Here is a 20,083-nt window from a genome sequence, read left to right as displayed (position 1 = left end):
CGATGACGAACCCACCCCCGCCTCCCGGTGGGGGATACGTGCCACCTCCTCCGGGTGGTGGCTACGTACAGCGCGGAGGCTCCGCGGCCGACGGTGGCCGCGGAGCCCTGCAGTACACGCCGTGGCTCACCCGTGTGCTCGCGTGGCTCGTCGACTGGGTTCCGGTCGCGATCCTCTCGGGGATCGGCTCGATCGTCCTGTTCACCATGCAGAACGTCGAAAGCGCTTGCATCGTGGACGATTCCGGGTATCAGATCGGTGACTTCTGCCCGACGGGCACCAACGGCCCGACGGGCGCGGCCTGGGCGGTCTACGCCGTCCTGGAGGTCGTCGCAGTGCTCTACGTGATCTGGAACCTCGGCGTGAAACAGGGCCGCACGGGCTCGAGCATCGGCAAGCGTGTCATGAAGTTCAAGGTCGTCGGCGAGGACACGGGCCAACCCGTCGGCGTCAGCAAGTCGCTGCTGCGTGAGGTCGTCTACGTCGTCGCCTACGCCCTGTGCTTCGTCCCGTGGCTCGTCGCGGTGCTCTTCCCGCTGTGGGATCCCAAGGGTCAGTCCTTGGTCGACAAGGTGGTCAAGACCGTCTGCGTGCCGATCTGATCCCCGAGCGAGCGACCTACGCGCCGTGGTGGCGACGGGTGGTGGCGACCGTGGTCGACCTGCTCCCCGTCGTAGTGCTTGCGGTCGTGGCCGTCGCTCTGGTCTGGGTGACGCGAAACCCGTTGTGCGACGGGGATCCGTCCGTGCGTGATCTCGGCCCGCAGTGCGGTGACTCGGGTGCGACGACGTTGGGCCTGTGGTGCTTCGTCGCCTGCTGGTCGGCGATCGTCGGCTACGCGCTGTGGAACGTCGGGCTGCGTCAGGGACGCTCCGGTTCCAGCCTCGGCAAGGGCCTGCTGGGGATCCGGGTGCTCGACGCGACGACGCTGCAACCGATTGGCTTCTGGCGGTCGGTGATTCGCCACCTGACCCACCTCGCGGACGTGGTGCCCGTCGGTGTGGGCTTCCTGTGGCCGCTGTGGGACCGAAGGAGTCAGACCTTCGCGGACAAGCTGTCGTCGACGGTGGTCAGCGGAACGCGCTGACGCCCGTCAGCGCCTCGCCGATCACCAACTGGTGCACCTCCGAGGTGCCCTCGTAGGTGAGGACGGACTCCAGATTGTTGGCGTGGCGGATGACCGGGTACTCCAGCGTGATGCCGTTGGCGCCCAACAGGGTTCGACACTGACGGGCGATCTTGATGGCCTCGCGTACGTTGTTGAGCTTGCCGAAGCTTACCTGTTCCGGCTTGATCTTGCCGTCGTCCTTCAGCTTGCCGAGGTGCAGCGCCAGCAGTTGCGCCTTGCCCAGTTCCACGGCCATGTCGGCGATCTTGGCTTGCGTCAACTGGTAGCCGGCCAGCGGCTTGTCGAAGACCTCCCTCGTGCCGACGTAGTCCAACGTCGTCTCCAGGCAATCCCGCGCGGCGCCGACCGACCCGAACACGATGCCGAACCGCGCCTCGGACAAGCAGGCCAACGGACCGGAGAGGCCGCGTGCGCCAGGTAGTTTGGCGTCGTCGGGCAGGCGGACGTCGTCGAGGCTGAACTCGGAGGTGACCGAGGCGCGCAGCGACATCTTGTGCGTCATCGCCCGCGCGGAGAAGCCCGGCGTCGAGGTGGGAACCGCGAACCCGATCACGCCTTCGTCGGCGCGGGCCCAGACGATGGCCACGTCGGCGATCGAGGCGTTGGTGATCCACATCTTGGACCCGTTGAGGATCCAGTCCGACCCGTCGCGGCGGGCGGTCGTCCGCATGCCGCCGGGGTTGGAACCGAAGTCCGGCTCCGTCAATCCGAAGCAACCGATCAGCTCGCCCGCGGCCATGCCGGGCAACCACTGCTCCCGCTGCTCCTCGCTGCCCCAGCGGTGGATGGCGAACATCGCGAGCGAACCCTGCACCGACACCAGGCTGCGCAAGCCACTGTCGACGGCCTCCAGCTCCTGGCACACCAGCCCGTAGGCGGTGGCCGACGACCCGCTGCAGCCGTATCCCTGCAAGTGCATCCCGAGCAGGCCGAGCTTGCCGATCTCGACGGCGAGGTCGCGGACCGGGACGTCGCCGGTCTCGAACCACTCGGCGATGTGCGGGCGCAGGCGGGAATCGCCGAACTGCCGGACCATGGTGCGCAGCTCGAGGTCCTCGGGCGTCAGCAGCGTGTCGAGGTCGAGGAGACTTTCGATCGTCGTGGACATGCTGAAAGTTCTACACCGGCGCTCGCCGATACTCGACACCGTTACCCTGAACGGCGATGAGTGAGCAGCGTTCCAAGGCAGATGCGTACCGCGCCTACGGTCCCGCGACCAGGGCCATCCACGCCGGTTACCGGCCCGATCCGGCGACCGGCGCGGTCAACGCGCCGATCTATGCGAGTTCCACGTTCGCCCAGGACGGCGTCGGCGGCTTGCGCGGCGGCTACGAGTACGCGCGAACCGGCAACCCGACCCGCGCGGCCCTCGAGGCGGGCCTGGCGGCGGTCGAGGGCGCCACGTTCGGGCGCGCCTTCAGTTCGGGCATGGCGGCCACTGACTGCACGCTGCGGGCCGTGCTGCGCCCCGGCGATCACGTCGTCATCCCCGACGACGCCTACGGCGGCACCTTCCGTCTGATCGACAAGGTCTTCTCCCAGTGGGGCGTGACGCACACCCCCGTAGCGCTGTCGAACCTCGACTCCGTTCGCGCCGCGATCACCCCGGCCACCAAGCTGGTGTGGGTGGAGACGCCGACGAACCCGCTGCTGACGATCGCCGACATCGCCGGCATCGCCGAGCTGTCCTCGGCCGCGGGCGTGAAAGTGTTGGTGGACAACACCTTTGCCTCACCGGCCCTGCAGCAACCGCTGGCCCTGGGCGCCGACATCGTGCTGCACTCCACGACGAAGTACATCGGCGGGCACTCCGACGTCGTCGGCGGCGCCCTGCTCACCAACGACGAGGAACTCGACGAGGCGTTTGCGTTCCTGCAGAACGGTGCGGGCGCGGTGCCCGGCCCGTTCGACGCCTACCTGACGATGCGTGGGCTCAAGACGCTGTCGCTGCGGATGGAACGGCACAGCGCCAACGGCGCTCGGGTGGCGGAGTTCCTCGCCGAGCACGCCGCCGTCGACGCGGTGCTCTACCCCGGCCTGCCCACCCACCCCAACCACGACGTCGCGGCCCGGCAGATGTCGGGGTTCGGCGGGATGGTGTCCGCCCGGTTGAAGGGCGGCCGGGACGCGGCGCACCACCTGTGCGCGCGCACCGAGATCTTCATCCTCGCCGAATCGCTCGGCGGCGTGGAGTCGCTGATCGAGCATCCCGGCGCCATGACCCACGCGTCCACCGCGGGTTCGCAGCTCGAGGTCCCCGACGACCTGGTCCGGTTGTCCGTCGGCATCGAGGACGTCGCCGACCTGCTGGGCGACCTGGAACAGGCGCTAGGAAAGGGCTGAGCGCAACGCGGAGGCGGTGACCGCCAGGTTGACCTCCGGCAGCGCCGTCGGATATTCGTCGACCCAGCTGCCGCTGGAGATTTCGGTGGCGCGCGAGTGCACCCATCGCCAGCCTCGGTCGTTGAGGCTCAGAAGTGCGCCGAGCCCGTCGGCGGCGTGCAGCACCGTGATGATGGCCGCCGTCGCCGCAGTGGGCGGTCGTCGGTCGAACAACGCCGCCAGCAGATCGGTCCGGGCCGCGGCGACGCGTTCGCGACGGGTTAGTGGCCAGGCGTAGAGGGGCTTGAAGCGCGACGACGGCACCTTGACGCGGCTGATCTGCCCGAGCCGCTCCAAATGAACCGCCACGACGTCCTGCACGCCCTTGCTCACCTTGGCCACCGCGCGCTCGGGCGACAGCGGCTGCCTCTGCAGCAGCGCGAACGCGGGTTCTCCGACGGGATCGGCGGAGGCGCCAGCCTGCAACGCGACCAGCCGGCCCTGCTCGACGGCGTCACCGGGTGCCGACGGCCGAACACGGCACGCCAACGCGAGGTCCAGCAGAACGCCGGCCGCCAGCACGCGTTCCCGCCGCTGACGCTCCAGCGCGGGTTGAGCGGTGGCGTTGTCCAGAAGCAGGAGAAAGAGGTCTTCGGCAATCTGCGCCATGAACGGACCGTCGATCAGGTCAGGAGTGGTACGGCTCCGCGCTGAGCAGTTCGACCTCGATGGTGCTGCCGTTGGGGACGACGTAGCTGCGCTTGTCGCCGACCTTGGCGTCGATGATCGCGCCGCCGAGCGGCGACTTGGGGGAGTAGACCTCGAGCTTGCCGTCGGTCACGCCCTCCTGGCGAGTGCCGATCAGGAAGGTCTCGACGTCGCCGCCGTCGACGAACTTGACCTTGACCACCGAGCCGGGCAACGCGACGCCGGACTGCTTCGGGGCCTCGCCGACCTTGGCGTTGTTCAACAACTCCTGGAGCTGTCGAATCCGGGCCTCCTGCTGCCCCTGGTCCTCGCGGGCCTGGTGGTAGCCGCCGTTCTCGCGGAGGTCGCCCTCTTCGCGACGGTCGTTGATCTCGGCGGCGATGATTGGTCGGTTCGCGATGAGCTGGTCGAGCTCGGCCTTCAGCCGGTCGAAAGCCTCTTCGGTGAGCCAGGTGACCTGGGTATCCGTCATGTCTCGCGCTCCTGTCTTCGTCTCGCGCTAGTCAGCGGGGAATGTTCGGCGTATGCCGCAATCGCAGGCGCTGAGGGCGCATAAAATCAGCAATACACGGCTCCGATGGGAACCGTGTACAACCCCATCTTAGCACCGCCAAGTCAACCGTTTTTCACGTATTGGCTGTTCGGCGTTCTTCGAACGGTTGCCCGACGCCCGTCTCGGCCAAACGTCGTCAGGGTGATTTGAGGTATCCGGGAACCTCGGTGCCGCAGCCGTAGACGTCGCCGACGACGGGCTGCCGGGTGGCCTTCACCATCGCCGAGACCTGAACCGTTGCCGCGGTCGACGGCGGCACCAAGATCTCGCGCCGACCCACCTCGGCGCCGTCGACCGATCTGGCGCGGATGATGCACACCACCGGCCGCGACGGGTCGTCGCGGGTGACGCTGATGGTGACCTCGACTCCGTCCGTACCGACCAGCCGGTAGCCGCCCAGGTCGCCCTTGACCTCACCCGTGCCGAGCCGCTGGTAGGCGACGAGCGCCAGGGCGACGCCCGCGGCCACGATCACGACGAAGAGCACGGCTACCAGCCGGCGACGAGAGCTGCCTGCCAGCCGTTGCCGCCCGTAGCGGGCGGCGGGGCGCTCGATCACGTGGTGATTCACCCCTCCGTCGGATGGCCAGCATGGGTCTGGGTTCGGAAGATCGGACTAGGACTGGAACTATAGGGGCACCCCAATTGGTTGAACCGTGACGACCATGGCGAGAGATCAAGATAGGCATACGTGAGCGAACTGCGTTTGATGGCGGTGCACGCCCACCCCGACGACGAGTCGAGCAAGGGCGCCGCCACGATGGCCAAGTACGTGGACGAGGGCGTCCGCGTGAAGGTGGTGACGCTGACCGGCGGCGAGCGGGGCGACATCCTGAACCCCGCCATGGACCTGCCCGAGGTGCACGGCCGGATCCACGAGATCCGGATCGACGAGATGGCGAAGGCCGCGGAGATCCTCGGCGTCGAGCACGAATGGCTGGGGTTCGTCGACTCCGGTCTGCCCGAGGGCGACCCGCTGCCACCGCTGCCCGAGGGCTGCTTCGCGTTGGTGCCGCTGGTGGAGTCGACGGAGCGTCTGGTCCGGTCGATCCGCGAGTTCCGGCCGCACGTGCTGACCACGTACGACGAGAACGGCGGCTACCCGCACCCCGACCACATCCGGTGCCACGAGGTGTCGATGGCCGCCTACGAGGCCGCCGCCGACTATCGGTTGTTTCCCGACGCGGGCGAGCCGTGGGCCGTGTCGAAGGTGTACTACAACCACGGATTCCTGCGGAAGCGAATGCAGGCGTTTCAGGACGAGTTCGCCAGGAACGGCCAAGTGGGGCCGTTCGAGAAGTGGCTCAAGGACTGGGATCCCGAACTCGACGTCATCGACAGCCGGATCACCACCAGCGTCGAGTGCTCGAAGTACTTCGCGCAGCGTGACGCGGCCCTCATCGCGCACGCCACGCAGATCGACCCGAAGAGCTTCTTCTTCACCACTCCGATGGAGTGGCAGCAGCGGCTGTGGCCGACGGAGGAGTACGAGTTGGCGCGGTCGCGCATCCCCGTGACGCTGCCCGAGGACGACCTGTTCGCCGGGATCGACCCGTGACCGACAACCTGTTGTTCGTCGTCGGGCTGCTTGCCGACGACGCGCCGCGCGACACCGGGCCGGACTTCGGCAAGGCCAGCCCGTTCGGCCTGGTGGTCATCGTGGTGCTGCTCATCGGCACGTTCCTGCTGGTCTGGTCGATGAACAAGCACCTCAAGAAGCTGCCGGAATCGTTCGATCCCGAGCACCCCGAACCCGATCAGGCCGTCGACGACGGAACCGTCGTCGAGCCCGGTGATCCCGGCTTGACCAAGGGCGGTCGTCCAGACGGTGGCGGTTAACGCCCTCGGGGTCGCCACCAGCCCCTACCTGCGCCAGCACGCCGACAATCCGGTGCACTGGCAGCAGTGGAGCGCCGACGCGCTGGCCGAGGCGGCGGCGCGGGACGTGCCGATCCTGCTGTCGATCGGTTACGCCGCCTGCCATTGGTGCCACGTGATGGCACACGAGTCGTTCGCCGACGACGAGGTGGCCGTGGCCATGAACGCCGACTTCGTCTGCGTCAAGGTCGACCGCGAGGAACGCCCCGACCTCGACGCCGTGTACATGACGGCGACGGTCGCGCTGACCGGTCAGGGTGGCTGGCCGATGACGTGCTTCCTGACTCCGGACGGTCGGCCGTTCTTCTGCGGCACGTACTACCCCAAGGCGGGGTTCCTGCAGTTGTTGGCCGCCGTCGCCGACACGTGGCGCAGCCGGCGCGCCGAGGTGGAGCAGGCCTCCGACGACATCGCCGGCGAACTCGCCGCGATGGCGTCCGGACTGCCTGGCGGTGGTCCCGCACTGGAACCCGCGGTATGCGATCGGGCCGTCGCCGGCGTGCTCGCCGACGAGGACGTCGCACGCGGCGGCTTCGGCGGGGCCCCCAAGTTTCCGCCGTCGGCACTGCTGGAGGCACTGCTGCGCAACGTCGAGCGCACCGGTGACGCGGGCGTGCTCGCGACCGTCGAGCGCACGCTCGGCGCCATGGCTCGCGGTGGCATCTACGACCAGCTGGCCGGCGGCTTCGCCCGCTACAGCGTCGACGCGTCGTGGGTGGTGCCGCACTTCGAGAAGATGCTCTACGACAACGCGCTGCTGCTGCGGGTGTACGCGCATTGGGCGCGACGCTCCGGAGAGACGTTGGCGCGCAAGATCGCCGATGAGACAGCCTCGTTCATCGTGCGCGATCTCGGCGAGGGCGGGATGTTCACCTCGTCCCTGGACGCCGACGCCGACGGCGTGGAGGGGCTTACGTACGCGTGGACACCGGCACAGCTGCGCGAGGTGCTCGGCGACGACGACGGCGACTGGGCCGCAACGCTTTTCGGGGTGACCGAGGGTGGAACGTTCGAAAACGGCACCTCGGTGCTGCAACTGCGCGACGACCCCGACTCGTTGTCGCGTTTCGTCAGGGCGCGCACGATGCTGCTCGCCGCGCGGCTCGGGCGGCCACAGCCCGCCCGTGACGACAAGGTGGTGACGGCCTGGAACGGGTTCGCGATCACGGCGCTCACCGAGGCGTCCGTCGCCCTGGATCGACCCGAATTCCTGGACGCCGCAACGCAATGCGCGCGCTCCATCGTCGACCTGCACGTCGTCGACGGCCGGCTCCGCCGCGCCAGCCTCGGCGGCCGCGTCGGCGACAGCGCGGCCATTCTCGAAGATCACGCCGGGTTGGCGACGGGGCTGCTGGTGCTGTTCCAGTCGACCGGTGACCCCGAGTGGCTGGTTGCGGCCACCGGGCTGTTGGACGTCGCGCTCGACCACTTCGCCGATCCGGACCGCGAGGGACGCTGGTTCGACACCGCAGACGACGCGGAGCGGTTGATGGTCCGGCCGTCGGATCCGCTGGACGGCGCAACCCCGTCGGGGGCGTCGCTGATCACCGAGGCGCTGCAGCTCGCCGCGCACCTGACCGGGTCCGAGCGGTACGCCTCGGCGGCCCATGCGTCGCTTGCGGCGGCGACCACGATTCTGGCGAAACTGCCACGCTCGGGCGGTCATTGGCTCGCCGTGGCGGAGGCCGCGGTGCGCGGACCGCTGCAGATCGCAGTGGCGTGCGACCCCCTCGATTCGGCGCTGCTGGACGACGCCAGACGGCTGGCGCCGGGCGGCGCGATGGTGGTCGGGGGAGCGGTCGACTCGTCGGAGTTACTGCGCGGGCGTGACCGGATCGGTGGTCGCGACGCGGCCTACGTGTGCCGCGGGCACGTGTGCGACCTTCCCGTCACGACGGCCGAAGATCTCGCTGCCGCGCTCGGCGCAGCCGTGTAGCGTGCGGCACATGCCGAGCGCCGAGCTGATCACGCAGAACGTCAATCGCTACCTCGAACTCGTCGGCGAGGCCAAGCCGGACGAGATCGCCGACCTGTACGCCGACGACGCCACGGTCGAGGATCCGGTCGGCGGCGAGGTGCACATCGGGCGGCAGGCGATCCTCGGGTTCTACAAGGGCGCCCTTGGCGCCAAGGGCGAGACCGAGATCATCACGCTGCGGGCACTCGGCCACGAGGCGGCCTACCTATGGACGCTGACCTTGGATCTCGGCGAGAGCGGCCGGATGCGGCTCGAGCTCCTCAGCGTCATGGCATTCGACGACGAGGGCAAGATCACGGCGATGAAGGCCTACTGGGGCCCGGAGAACGTCACGCAGCTCTAGCGACGTTCGTCCAGACAGCAGTCACGGTCGTCGATCGGCTTGCCCGACGACCGTGGACGCTGTCTCGGCGAGCTCTAGTTGCTGAAGACCGCGAACCACATCGCGATGTAGTGGCAGATCGCCGCCACCGCGGTGCACGCGTGGAAGAACTCGTGATGACCGAACGTCGTCGGCCACGGGTTCGGCCACTTGAGCCCGTAGAGCACGCCGCCGATGCTGTACAGCGCGCCGCCGACGATCAGCAGCACCAGCGCCGCCACGCCCGCGCCGTGCATGATCGGCACGATGAAGAACGCCGCCACCCAGCCGAGCAGCAGGTAGAGCGGCACGCCCACCCACGCCGGCGCCGACGGCCAGCACATCTTCAGCAGCACACCCGCCAGGGCACCCGCCCAGACGATCCAGAACAGCAGCATGCCCTGGTTGGACGGCAACGCCAGCAGGGCGAACGGCGTGTAGCTCCCCGCGATGAACAGGAAGATCATCGAGTGGTCCAGGCGCTTCATCCACTTGCGCTTGGTCGGCGACACCCAGGTCACCCGGTGGTAGGTCGCGCTGACCGCGAACATCGCCACGATCGTGAGCGCGTAGAGAAGGGTCGCGACGCCCGCGCGGGTGCCCTCCAGCGCCCAGGACACCGACACCAGCGCGGTGCCCGCGATGGTGGCGACGATCGCCGAGTAGAGGTGAATCCAACCGCGTGCGCGTGGCCGACCGAGGAACTGCGCAACGGCCTCGGGCAGATCCTCCGCCTCGCGGTGGCCGACGGGCGGATCTGAGTCGGTCGTGTCGATCGAAGTAGCCATGTCGCCTCCGCCATCTGGCATGGGTGGACCCGTTCATCACAGTAGTCTGGATCCTCGTGGAACTCATTCCCCCGCGGCTCAAGGAACCGGCCTACCGGGTCTACGAGGCACGGCTGCGTCACCAGCTGTCGAGATCGAAATCCCAACTGCCAAGGCACATCGCGGTCTTGTGCGACGGCAACCGGCGCTGGGCGCGTGACGAGGGTCACGCGGACGTGAGCTACGGCTACCTGATGGGTGCCGCGAAGATCGCCGAGATGCTCCGCTGGTGCCAGGAGGCCGGCGTCGAGATGGCGACCGTGTACCTGCTCTCCACCGAGAATCTGCAGCGCGATCCGGCCGAGCTGGCCTCGCTGATCGCCATCATCACCGACGTCGTCGAGGAGATCTGCGCGCCCGTCAACCGCTGGAGCGTCCGCACCGTGGGCGATCTCGAGTTGCTCGGGCAGGAGTCGGCGCGACGCCTCCGCGACGCCGTGGACGGCACCGTCGGCACGGCACCCGCGGGTGCCTTCCACGTCAACGTCGCCGTCGGCTACGGCGGTCGTCAGGAGATCGCCGACGCCGTCCGCGCGGTGCTGAGCAAGGAACTCGCCAACGGTGCGACGGCCGAGCAGCTCGTCGACTCGGTCACCGTCGAAGCCATCTCGGAGAACGTCTACACCTCCGGCCAACCCGATCCCGATCTGGTGATCAGGACCTCCGGCGAACAACGGCTGTCGGGCTTCCTGCTGTGGCAGAGCGCGTACTCGGAGATGTGGTTCACCGAGGCGCACTGGCCGGCCTTCCGTCGCGTCGACTTCCTGCGTGCCCTGCGCGACTACACCCTGCGAGACCGGCGCTACGGCCGCTAGGCCCCGGCGGGCAGGAGCGCAGCGACCGGGGATGACGACCATGTCAGACTGAACCCGTGGCCGCGATGTCGGCAGTGGTGTTCGGCCTGAGCTGGTGGCTCGGGCTGTATCTCCTGGCGCGCGATCCCCGCAAACCCGTTCTCGTCCTCGCCGCGGTGGGGCTGTCGAGTTTCGCGGTGGTGGTGGCGCTCGACGCGGTCCGCCACCTCGGCACGTCGCACGCGGGGCTGCTCAGCCATGTCGAGGTGTACCTGGTCGTGGTGCCCGGCGTGGCGTGGTTCGCGGTGCTGTTGGAGCTGGCGCGGCCCGGCGACACCTGGCGTGGCCGGGTCGGGGAGATCTCGGCGGTCGTGGTGGTCGCCGCACTGGCGCTGCTGGGCGCCTCGATGGCCGGTTCCGTCGACGGCCCGCTGCGCACCGGACACTGGGTGATGTTCGCGGTCGTCTCGGCGGCGACCCTCGGGGCGATGGCGAGGATGCTGGCCGGCGGGCGGCGGCCCAGCTCGGTGACGGGCTCGGTGGTCCTGGCCACCCTCTTCTTCGCCCTGGGCAACGCGATCCTGGTGATTCCGCTGGGCCTGGTGCCGAGCTGGCTGGCGTTGGCGTCCACGGGTTGTGACGTGTTGTTGTTGGGTGTGGCGGTGGCACTGTGGGATTCGTTCGACGAGGGTCAGGCGCTGCGGGCCGACATGTTGCGGTCGTTCGCCGGGAGCGTGGTCGTCGCCGCGCTCTTCGGAGGTCAGGTACTCGTCGGCATGGCGGTCACCGACGAACACTCGGCGCTGTCGGTGCTGCTGTTCACCAGCCTTGCGGTGGCGATCGGCATCAACGTGATGGCCGACCCGTTGGCGGGCGTGCTGGACCGGTTTGCGTTCTCCCGCTCGCCCACCCTGCGGGCCGACCGTGCCGCGCTGCGGCGCACCGAGTCCGCGCTGCCGCTGCGGTCGGATGATCCGTTGCGCGGCGTCGACGACGAGACCTTCGTCCGGTTGACCCGCCGCGCGCTGGGTCACTACGGAGACTTGTCCAAACTGGTGGCCAGCCCGCTGACTGCGCTGCCCGTCCTCGACGAGCGGCTGGCTCGCCGCGGCGTACCCGATCAGCCGCTGGAGCGGGCCAACGAGCTGCGGGCACTGCTCGCCGACCGGATCGCCGCGCTGCGGCCACGCGACGGCGGGGAGTTCGGCACCACCGAGCAGTGGCGGCACTACAACTCGCTGTACTTTCCGTACGTCGTCGGGGTGCGGGCGTACGCGCAGAACGCGACGGCCGCGGGCCTGGACCCCGTCGCCAAGCAGGCGTGGCAGTGGTTCGTCACGGAGGTCCCGCAGCGCTCACTCCACAACTGGCAGAACGCGGCCGCCCGCGTCATCGCCGCCGATCTGCGCGGCAGTCGGGTGACGTCGGTCAACAACACGTCCTGACCTGCAGCTGGCAGTCTTTGGCAGCGTTCGGCGTCGATGTGGCAGTGCTTTCCGACCATCGTCGGAGGGGTCCACATCCCTCACCGTCGAGGAGCCGCCATGACCGCCACCATTTCCCACGGACCCCTGTCCGACAGTTCGGACAGCCTGCTGCGCTTCGCCATGCGGGCCGACGCCACGGTATGCGCGGGCCTTGGGCTGATGCTCGCGTTCGCCGCTGATCCGCTGTCGCGGCTCTCGGGTCTGTCGGCCACCGCGGAGTGGTTGGCCGGGGCCGCCCTCGGCGGCTACGGCGCGGCGCTCTACGTGCTGGCCGCCGCGTCGTTCGTCCGGCGCGTCGGCGTCGGGATCGTCGCGGCCAACGTGGTCTTCGCGGTCGCCGCCGTCGCCGTCGTGGCGGCCGGGGTCTTGCCGCTCACCGGCTTTGGCGTGGCCATGATGCTGGCCACCGTCGCCGCCACCCTCGGGCTGGCCTACGTGCAGTACCTCGGGGTCCGCCGGCTGGCCTGACCCCCCGCGAGCACCGGTGCGCGGTCGCGCGAGGCGAGAGGTCACCGCGGGCGGCCCGCATCGGCCATCGAGTGTTCGAAGAAACAACCAGGAAGGGAAGATTCATGACCACCATCACCACCGCCGCCCGCACCGGGACCAAGGACGCGTTCCTGAGATTCGCGATGCGGCTGGACGCAATCGTGAGCGGCGTCGTCGGACTCGCGGGCCTCGCGCTGGCGCCCCGCATCGCCGAACTGTCGGGCACCACCCCGGCCATGGAGTACTCGTTGGCCGCCTTCTTGGTCGCCTACGGGATCGCCGTGTACGCCCTGTCGCGGCTGAGGCACGTCCGCACGCCTGGCGTCCTCGTCACCGTGGGCAACGTCGTCTTCACCGTGGCGGCGGTCGCCGTCGTCCTCGCCGGGGTGTGGCCGCTCACCACCACGGGGATCGTGCTGACCCTCGGCAGCGGCGTGTACACCCTGGTGATGGCCGACCTGCAGTATCTGGGTCTGCGCCGCCTGCGCGCGTAGTCAGAGCTTGCGCAGGCGCAGCCGGTTGATGGCGTGGTCGGCGTCCTTGCGCAGCACCAGCGTGGCCCGCGGCCTGGTGGGGAGGATGTTCTCGATCAGGTTGGGCCGGTTGATCGAATGCCAGATGTCACGGGCGGCGAACACCGCCTGCTCGTCGGTCAACGTCGAATAGTGGTGAAAGTGCGACTGCGGGTCGGCGAATGCGCCGGCCCGCATCGCCAGGAAACGCGACACGTACCACCCCTCGATGTCCTCGATGCGGGCGTCGACGTATACGGAGAAGTCGAACAGGTCCGACACCATCAACGCCGGACCGGTCTGCAGCACGTTGAGACCCTCGAGAATCAGGATGTCGGGGTGCTTGGTGGTCATCTGCTCGCCGGGGACGATGTCGTAGATGAGATGCGAGTACACCGGCGCCGACACCTGATCCGATCCCGACTTCACCGCCGTGACGAACCGCATCAGCGCGCGTCGGTCGTAACTTTCGGGAAAGCCCTTGCGGTGCATCAGGTTTCGCCGCAGCAGCTCGGCGTTGGGGTACAGAAAGCCGTCGGTGGTGACGAGGTCGACGCGGGGATGGTGTTCCCAGCGGGCCAGCAGCGCCTGCAGCACACGGGCGGTCGTCGACTTCCCGACGGCCACGCTGCCTGCGACGCCGATCACGAACGGCACCGGGCGGTCGGGATTCTGGTGCGGCTCACCGAGGAATTCCGCGGTCGTGGCGAACAGACGCTGGCGTGCGGCGACCTGAAGGTGGATCAGCCGGGCCAGCGGGAGGTAGACCTCTTCGACTTCCAGCAGGTCCAATTGTTCGCCGAGACCGCGAAGTCCGAGGACTTCACTCTCCGTGAGCTTCAACGGGGTCGACATCCGCAACGAACGCCACTGACTCCGGTCGAACTCGACGTACGGACTCGGCTCGCTCGTCCGCGCCATGGAGTCAGTCTTGCATTTACGGTTGACGGCATGGACGCCACCACCGTCATTCGTAAGTATCTGCTCCTGGGTCTGAGGTTCGACCGCATCGAGGAGGGCTATGTCGACTCCTACACCGGGGACCCCGCGCTGCGGGCCGTCGTCGCCGCGGAACCGCCGCCGGATCCCGCCGATCTGGCCCGTCGGGCGCAGCGGTTGATCGCCGACATGGCCGGCGCCGACGGTCTCGACGATCAGCGGGCGGACTACATAGCGGCGCACCTGCGGGCGCTGGCCAGTGCTGGCCGCAAGTTCGCCGGCGAGGACATCGGCTTCGTCCAGGAGGTGCACGACTACTTCGACGTGGACATCGCGAAGGGCGATCCCGACAAGTACCGCGAGGCGCACCGCAAGCTCGACGAAGCCCTGGGCGGCACCGGCGATCTCGCCGAACGCATGCAGAGCTACCGCAGCGCAGAGGAGATCCCACCGGAACGCCTCGAGGAATGCATCCACGCGTTCTCGAGCGCCCTGCGCGACCGGGTCCGAGCCGACTTCCCGCTGCCCGACGCCGAGACGATCAACTACGAGATCGTCACCGACAAGCCGTGGTCGGGATTCAACTACTACGAGGGCGACTACCGGTCCACCGTCGCGGTGAACGCCGACCTCAAGCAGCAGATGTCGGGTCTGCCCCGGCTGGTCGCCCACGAGTCCTACCCGGGTCATCACACCGAGCATTGCCGCAAAGAAGAACGGCTAGTGGCCGGTCAAAATCAGACCGAGCAGACGATCTTCCTGGTGAACACGCCGCAGTGTCTGATGGCGGAGGGCCTTGCCGACCTGGCGCTGTACGCGGCGATCGGGCCCGATTGGGGTCAGTGGGCGACCGAGATCTACGCCGACCTGGGGCTGCGGTTCGACGGCGAACGGGCGGTGGCCGTGTCGCAGGCCTCGGCTGCGCTGGCCGACGTCCGGCAGGACGCCGCGCTGATGCTGCACGACGAGCACCGCGACGTCGACGACGTGGTCGCGTTCCTGCAGCGGTGGCAACTCACCAGCGAGACGCGGGCCCGTCAGTCGCTGCGCTTCCTGTCCTCCCCGTTGTGGCGCGCCTACACCAGCACCTACGTCGAGGGATACCGATTGTTGCGGGCGTGGCTCGACGCGCGTCCCGCCGAGGTCACGCTGACGGAGCGGTTCGGCAGGCTTCTCGACGAGCCGCTGGTGCCGTCGGGGTTGCGCGCCGACGTGGCCTAGCAGGGCGAGTCTGTAACGGCGCCGCCCGGCGGTTTACCCTTGTGACATGACCGCAGACGCCGTGACCACGCCCGCGCTGGGCGCCGAGTACGCCGAGACCGCGAGCGCCGCATACACGGCCGCCCTGAAGGTCATCGAGTCCGTCGAACCGCGCATCGCCGCGGCGACGCGCCAGGAGCTCGCCGATCAACGCGATTCGCTCAAGCTGATCGCCAGCGAGAACTACGCCTCGCCGGCCGTGCTGCTGACCATGGGCACCTGGTTCTCCGACAAGTACGCCGAGGGCACCATCGGGCACCGCTTCTACGCGGCCTGCCAGAACGTCGACACAGTCGAGGCGCTGGCCGCCGAGCACGCTCGCGAGTTGTTCGGCGCGCCGTATGCCTACGCGCAGCCGCACTCCGGCATCGACGCCAACCTGGTCGCGTTCTGGGCGATCCTCGCCACGCGCATCGAAGCTCCCGAGCTGGCCGAGCTGGGCGCCAAGAACGTCAACGACCTGTCCGAGGCCGACTGGGAGAAGCTGCGGGCCAAGCTCGGCAACCAGCGTCTGATGGGTATGTCGCTGGACACCGGCGGTCACCTGACGCACGGCTTCCGGCCCAACATCTCCGGCAAGATGTTCCACCAGCGCAGCTACGGCACCGATCCCGAGACCGGTCTGCTGGACTACGCGAAAGTCGCCGCGGCCGCGCGCGAGTTCAAGCCGCTGGTGCTGGTGGCGGGTTACTCGGCCTATCCGCGCCGGGTGAACTTCGCCAAGATGCGTGAGATCGCCGACGAGGTGGGCGCCACCTTCATGGTCGACATGGCGCACTTCGCCGGTCTGGTGGCCGGCAAGGTGTTCACCGGCGACGAGGATCCGGTGCCGTTCGCGCACGTCACCACGACGACGACGCACAAGTCGCTGCGCGGCCCGCGTGGCGGTCTGGTGCTGGCCACCGAGGAGTACTCGGCGGCAGTCGACAAGGGCTGCCCGATGGTGCTCGGCGGCCCGCTGTCACACGTGATGGCCGCGAAGGCCGTCGCGTTCGCCGAAGCCCGTCAGCCGTCGTTCCAGGAATATGCGCAGCGCATCGCCGACAACGCCAAGGCGTTGGCCGACGGCTTCCTGACCCGCGGTGCCCGTCTGGTCACCGGCGGCACCGACAACCACATCGTGCTGCTCGACGTCACGTCGTTCGGGCTGACCGGCCGCCAGGCCGAGTCGGCACTGCTCGACGCCGGCGTGGTGACCAACCGCAACTCGATCCCGGCCGACCCCAACGGCGCCTGGTACACCAGCGGCATCCGCTTCGGCACCCCGGCGTTGACGACCCGTGGGTTCGGTCCGGAGGACTTCGACCGCGTGGCCGAACTGGTCGTCGAGGTGCTGAAGAACACCCAGCCCGACGGCTCCTCGAAGGCCAAGTACGTGCTGGGCGACGGCGTGGCCGCGCGCGTCCGCAGCGCGTCGGCCGAGTTGCTGGCCGCGAACCCGCTGTACCCCGGTCTGACCCTCTGACGGGACACGCCGCCCGGCGATTTCGGGGAACGTGTGTCCACGGGTTACAGTTAGTTTCATGGCAGAGAAGCCCGTAGCCAATGCGTTGACCCTCGAGCTCGAGCCCGTCGTCGAGGAGAACCTGGCGCGCCACGTCGCGACCGAGGAGATGTGGTACGCGCACGACTTCGTGCCGTTCGACAAGGGGGAGAACTTCGCCTTCCTCGGCGGCACGGATTGGGACGAGTCGTCGGTGACGCTGCCCAAGCCGGTGACCGACGCGCTCGAGATCCTCCTCATCGTCAAGGACAACCTCGCCGGGTATCACCGCGAGCTCGTCGAGCACTTCATCCTCGACGACAAGTGGGGCCGCTGGCTGGGCCGGTGGACCGCCGAGGAGCATCTGCACGCCGTCGCGCTGCGCAACTACCTGGTGGTCACGCGCGAGATCGACCCCAGCGCCAACGAGGACGTCCGCGTCCAGCACGTGATGAAGGGCTACCGCGCCGACAGGTACAGCCAGATCGAGACGCTGGTCTTCATGGCGTTCCTCGAGCGCGCGCACGCCGTCTTCTGCCGCAACCTGCAGGCCCAGATCACCGAGCCGATCCTGGCGTCGATGGTCGGCCGGATCGCCAAGGACGAAGAGCGTCACGAGGAGTTCTTCGCCAACCTCGTCGCGCACTGCCTCACCACCCAGCGGGACGAGACGATCGCCGCGATCGCCAGCCGCGCCGCCGAGTTCGAGGCCATCGGTGCCGACATCGACGCCTACGCCGACAAGGTCCGCGTCGTCGCCGACGCCGGGATCTTCGACGACGCGGCCCGCCGCAAGGTGCTCTCCGATCGCGTCGGCGCGTGGGGCGTCGCGGACGCTCCCGCACTGGCGGAATTCGTCGCCAAATAGTTAACAGCGTGGTCACATTTCGGCCACGGCGCGCCTGCGCGGCGCAATCCTCGGCACGGGAGTAGCGTCGGCTTCGATGGCCGACATGCTCTGCTATCCGGGCGGTACCCGTCGTTTCGACGAAGGGGCCGGCCCCGGTCCTGGTACCGCGGTATCCACCGAGGGAGTTCGTGCGGTGCCGCACGGGCCTAGGAGCGCCACGTGATCGATTCGTCCGCCTCAACCCCGGTGAGAACCTACGTGCTCGACACCTCCGTGCTGTTGTCCGATCCCTGGGCATGCAGTCGGTTCGCCGAACACGCAGTCGTCGTGCCCCTCGTCGTCATCAGTGAGTTGGAGGACAAGCGGCACCACCACGAGCTGGGCTGGTTCGCGCGGCAGGCCTTGCGGATGTTCGACGACCTTCGCCTCGAACACGGGCGACTCGATCAGCCGATTCCCATTGGCACGCAAGGCGGAACGCTCCAGATCGAGCTCAACCACAGCGACCCGTCGGTGCTGCCCGCGGGCTTCCGCACCGGCACCAACGACGCGCGGATCCTGACCTGCGCCGCCAATCTGGCCGCCGAGGGCAAACTGGTCACCCTCGTCAGCAAGGACATCCCGCTGCGCGTCAAGGCGGGTGCGGTCGGCCTGCCCGCCGACGAGTACCACGCCCAAGACGTCGTGGCGTCGGGCTGGACCGGCATGGCCGAGGTCGACGTGGCCGCCGACGAGATCGACGCGCTGTTCACCGACGGCGAGGTCGACCTCGAAGAGGCCCGAAACCTGCCCTGCCACACCGGTGTTCGCCTGCTCAGCGGCAACTCGTCGGCGCTGGGCCGGGTGAACGCCGAGAAGCGGGTCCAGTTGGTCCGTGGCGATCGGGAGGTGTTCGGCCTCCGGGGAAGGTCAGCCGAACAGCGCGTCGCCCTGGACCTGTTGCTCGACGAGTCGGTCGGCATCGTCTCCCTCGGCGGCAAGGCGGGCACCGGCAAGTCGGCGCTCGCGCTGTGCGCCGGCCTCGAGGCGGTGCTGGAACGCCGCACCCATCGCAAGGTCGTCGTCTTCCGGCCGCTGTACGCGGTCGGCGGCCAGGATCTCGGCTACCTGCCGGGTAGCGAGAGCGAGAAGATGGGCCCGTGGGCGCAGGCCGTCTTCGACACCCTGGAGGGACTGGCCAGCCCGGCGGTCCTCGACGAGGTGCATGCCCGCGGCATGCTCGAAGTGCTGCCACTGACCCACATCCGCGGCCGCTCGCTGCACGACTCCTTCGTCATCGTCGACGAGGCGCAGTCGTTGGAGCGCAACGTCCTGCTGACCGTGCTGTCGCGCCTCGGCGCCGGCTCGCGGGTGGTGCTCACCCACGACGTCGCCCAGCGCGACAACCTGCGGGTGGGGCGGCATGACGGCGTGGCGGCGGTGATCGAGAAGCTCAAGGGCCACCCGTTGTTCGCCCACATCACCCTGCTGCGCAGTGAGCGTTCGCCGATCGCCGCGCTGGTGACCGAGATGCTCGAGGAGTTCAGCCCGGGCGCGCTGCCCTGACGTCCCCGACTCTGCGTCCAGTGCGACCCGTACTCGCACGTCGTCGCGCTGGACGCAGAGTCAGGCCCGGTCGGTAAGGTGTGCTGGTGCGAAAGCGCCCCGAAAAGCCCAGCTGGTCCTACTGGCGCACCGTCATCGGCGTGTGCGCGGGGGTGGCCATCGTCGTGGTGGGCAGTCTGACGGGCCACGTGGCCAAGGCCGACGAGGTCGACTGCTCGCAGTACAAGTGCATCGCGCTGACGTTCGACGACGGTCCGAGCCCGTACACCGACCGGTTGCTTCAGGTCCTCGCCGCCAACGACGCCAAGGCGACGTTCTTCGAGATCGGCAACAAGGTGGCCGCCAATCCCGAGGGCGCCAAGCGCGTGGTCGAGGCGGGCATGGAACTGGGCAGCCACACCTGGGAACACCCCAACATGACCACGATTCCGCCCGAGGACATCCCGGCCCAGTTCAGCAAGGCCAGTGACGCCATCGAGGCCGCGACGGGTCAACGCCCCAAGCTCGTTCGCACTGCAGGCGGTCTGATCGACGACCAGGTGCTGGCGGAGGCCAAGAAGCAGGGGCTGGCCGACATCAACTGGGACGTCATCCCGTTCGACTGGGCCAACGACGGCAACACCGCGGCCACCCGCTACATGCTGATGAGCCAGATCAAGCCGAATTCCGTGGTGCTGTTCCATGATTCGTATTCCTCGACCGTCGACCTGGTGCAGCAGTTCCTCCCGGTGCTCAAGGCCAACGGCTACCACATGGTGACCGTCACCCAGATGCTCGGTGAGCGTGCGCCGGGCAGCACCTACGGCAGCCGCGACAACGGCCCGCCCGTCAACGAGCTGGTCGACATCCCGCCCGGGGAGATCCCGACGCTGCCCAACACGCCGTCACCCGCGCCGATGCCGAACTTCCCGATCACCGACATTCCGAACCAGAACTCCGGTGGCCCCAACAATGGGGCCTGACCACAC

22 protein-coding genes are annotated in these 20,083 nt (G+C 68.6%); 16 read left to right on the top strand and 6 right to left on the bottom strand.

Features of this window, described 5'->3' with window-relative positions; translation table 11 throughout:
• Window positions 1-2: 2 nt before the first annotated feature.
• The gene (locus H7J06_RS06190; protein ID WP_264037787.1) at window positions 3-602 is read left to right on the top strand and encodes an Rv1078 family RDD domain-containing protein; all 600 of its coding nucleotides are present in this window, start codon (window positions 3-5) and stop codon (window positions 600-602) included.
• Entirely contained in the window at window positions 587-1,087 is a 501-nt protein-coding gene (locus H7J06_RS06185; protein WP_308205713.1) for an RDD family protein, read from the top strand. Before H7J06_RS06190 ends, H7J06_RS06185 begins: the two co-directional genes overlap by 16 nt.
• Here the strand turns inward: H7J06_RS06185 and H7J06_RS06180 are convergent.
• Complete coding sequence (locus H7J06_RS06180; RefSeq protein ID WP_264037786.1) at window positions 1,071-2,237, bottom strand: acyl-CoA dehydrogenase family protein; 1,167 nt, start codon at window positions 2,235-2,237, stop codon at window positions 1,071-1,073. The two genes, H7J06_RS06185 and H7J06_RS06180, sit on opposite strands and share 17 nt — an antisense overlap.
• Window positions 2,238-2,293: 56 nt before the next feature.
• Between H7J06_RS06180 and H7J06_RS06175 the strand changes: the two genes are divergently transcribed.
• Window positions 2,294-3,472, top strand: a complete 1,179-nt coding sequence (locus tag H7J06_RS06175) for a cystathionine gamma-synthase (protein WP_264037785.1) — start codon at window positions 2,294-2,296, stop codon at window positions 3,470-3,472.
• On the opposite strand, the gene H7J06_RS06170 is transcribed toward H7J06_RS06175, so the two are convergent.
• The 3 genes from H7J06_RS06170 to H7J06_RS06160 form a co-directional block, all read right to left on the bottom strand.
• Window positions 3,458-4,120 carry a GOLPH3/VPS74 family protein gene (locus H7J06_RS06170; protein ID WP_264037784.1) on the bottom strand — a complete coding sequence of 221 codons (663 nt, stop codon included), beginning with the start codon at window positions 4,118-4,120 and terminating at the stop codon, window positions 3,458-3,460. The genes H7J06_RS06175 and H7J06_RS06170 overlap by 15 nt on opposite strands.
• A gap of 19 nt (window positions 4,121-4,139) precedes the next feature.
• Window positions 4,140-4,631, bottom strand: coding sequence for a transcription elongation factor GreA (gene greA, locus H7J06_RS06165; RefSeq protein WP_264037783.1), 492 nt, complete (start codon window positions 4,629-4,631; stop codon window positions 4,140-4,142).
• A gap of 217 nt (window positions 4,632-4,848) precedes the next feature.
• Window positions 4,849-5,271, bottom strand: a complete 423-nt coding sequence (locus H7J06_RS06160; RefSeq protein ID WP_264037782.1) for a DUF4307 domain-containing protein — start codon at window positions 5,269-5,271, stop codon at window positions 4,849-4,851.
• 132 nt (window positions 5,272-5,403) lie between these two features.
• Between H7J06_RS06160 and mca the strand changes: the two genes are divergently transcribed.
• The 4 genes from mca to H7J06_RS06140 are packed head-to-tail and all read left to right on the top strand — an operon-like array spanning window position 5,404 to window position 8,911.
• Window positions 5,404-6,270, top strand: a complete 867-nt coding sequence (gene mca, locus H7J06_RS06155) for a mycothiol conjugate amidase Mca (protein WP_264037781.1) — start codon at window positions 5,404-5,406, stop codon at window positions 6,268-6,270.
• Entirely contained in the window at window positions 6,267-6,551 is a 285-nt protein-coding gene (locus H7J06_RS06150) for a hypothetical protein (protein ID WP_264037780.1), read from the top strand. The genes mca and H7J06_RS06150 overlap by 4 nt, the downstream gene beginning before the upstream one ends.
• A complete protein-coding gene (locus H7J06_RS06145) occupies window positions 6,541-8,526 on the top strand; it encodes a thioredoxin domain-containing protein (protein ID WP_264037779.1) in 1,986 nt (661 codons plus the stop codon). The genes H7J06_RS06150 and H7J06_RS06145 overlap by 11 nt, the downstream gene beginning before the upstream one ends.
• 10 nt (window positions 8,527-8,536) lie before the next feature.
• Window positions 8,537-8,911 carry a nuclear transport factor 2 family protein gene (locus tag H7J06_RS06140; protein ID WP_264037777.1) on the top strand — a complete coding sequence of 125 codons (375 nt, stop codon included), beginning with the start codon at window positions 8,537-8,539 and terminating at the stop codon, window positions 8,909-8,911.
• Between the two features lie 74 nt (window positions 8,912-8,985).
• Here H7J06_RS06140 and trhA read toward each other — a convergent pair whose 3' ends face one another.
• Window positions 8,986-9,717, bottom strand: coding sequence for a PAQR family membrane homeostasis protein TrhA (gene trhA / locus H7J06_RS06135; RefSeq protein ID WP_264037776.1), 732 nt, complete (start codon window positions 9,715-9,717; stop codon window positions 8,986-8,988).
• 56 nt (window positions 9,718-9,773) lie between these two features.
• Here trhA and H7J06_RS06130 point away from each other — a divergent pair, with 56 nt between their 5' ends.
• From H7J06_RS06130 to H7J06_RS06115, 4 genes are all read left to right on the top strand, one after another.
• On the top strand, window positions 9,774-10,571 hold the full coding sequence (locus H7J06_RS06130) for a (2Z,6E)-farnesyl diphosphate synthase (RefSeq protein ID WP_264037775.1): 798 nt from the start codon (window positions 9,774-9,776) through the stop codon (window positions 10,569-10,571).
• 56 nt (window positions 10,572-10,627) lie between these two features.
• A complete protein-coding gene (locus tag H7J06_RS06125) occupies window positions 10,628-11,995 on the top strand; it encodes a hypothetical protein (protein WP_264037774.1) in 1,368 nt (455 codons plus the stop codon).
• Between the two features lie 99 nt (window positions 11,996-12,094).
• Window positions 12,095-12,505 (top strand): hypothetical protein, encoded by a 411-nt coding sequence (locus tag H7J06_RS06120; protein WP_264037773.1) that lies wholly within the window; start codon window positions 12,095-12,097, stop codon window positions 12,503-12,505.
• A gap of 104 nt (window positions 12,506-12,609) precedes the next feature.
• Entirely contained in the window at window positions 12,610-13,020 is a 411-nt protein-coding gene (locus H7J06_RS06115; protein WP_264037772.1) for a hypothetical protein, read from the top strand.
• Here the strand turns inward: H7J06_RS06115 and coaA are convergent, their stop codons facing one another.
• Window positions 13,021-13,959 (bottom strand): type I pantothenate kinase, encoded by a 939-nt coding sequence (gene coaA, locus H7J06_RS06110; RefSeq protein WP_264037771.1) that lies wholly within the window; start codon window positions 13,957-13,959, stop codon window positions 13,021-13,023.
• Between the two features lie 30 nt (window positions 13,960-13,989).
• Here coaA and H7J06_RS06105 point away from each other — a divergent pair, with 30 nt between their 5' ends.
• The 5 genes from H7J06_RS06105 (at window position 13,990) to H7J06_RS06085 (ending at window position 20,077) form a co-directional block, all read left to right on the top strand.
• Window positions 13,990-15,198: a DUF885 domain-containing protein gene (locus tag H7J06_RS06105; RefSeq protein WP_264037770.1), complete on the top strand. Its 1,209-nt coding sequence runs from the start codon at window positions 13,990-13,992 to the stop codon at window positions 15,196-15,198.
• Between the two features lie 46 nt (window positions 15,199-15,244).
• Complete coding sequence (locus H7J06_RS06100) at window positions 15,245-16,702, top strand: glycine hydroxymethyltransferase (RefSeq protein ID WP_264037769.1); 1,458 nt, start codon at window positions 15,245-15,247, stop codon at window positions 16,700-16,702.
• A 58-nt stretch (window positions 16,703-16,760) separates the two neighbouring features.
• The gene (locus H7J06_RS06095) at window positions 16,761-17,588 is read left to right on the top strand and encodes an acyl-ACP desaturase (RefSeq protein ID WP_264037768.1); all 828 of its coding nucleotides are present in this window, start codon (window positions 16,761-16,763) and stop codon (window positions 17,586-17,588) included.
• A 240-nt stretch (window positions 17,589-17,828) separates the two neighbouring features.
• Window positions 17,829-19,115 carry an RNA 5'-3' helicase PhoH2 gene (gene phoH2, locus H7J06_RS06090; RefSeq protein WP_308205712.1) on the top strand — a complete coding sequence of 429 codons (1,287 nt, stop codon included), beginning with the start codon at window positions 17,829-17,831 and terminating at the stop codon, window positions 19,113-19,115.
• A gap of 86 nt (window positions 19,116-19,201) precedes the next feature.
• On the top strand, window positions 19,202-20,077 hold the full coding sequence (locus H7J06_RS06085; RefSeq protein WP_264037767.1) for a polysaccharide deacetylase family protein: 876 nt from the start codon (window positions 19,202-19,204) through the stop codon (window positions 20,075-20,077).
• Window positions 20,078-20,083 lie beyond the last annotated feature (6 nt).

Source organism: Mycolicibacterium hodleri, assembly GCF_025822245.1.
Lineage (GTDB): Bacteria > Actinomycetota > Actinomycetes > Mycobacteriales > Mycobacteriaceae > Mycobacterium > Mycobacterium hodleri.
The sequence above is the reverse complement of the archived record's forward strand: the minus strand, read 5'-3'. Positions and strand labels throughout refer to the sequence as shown.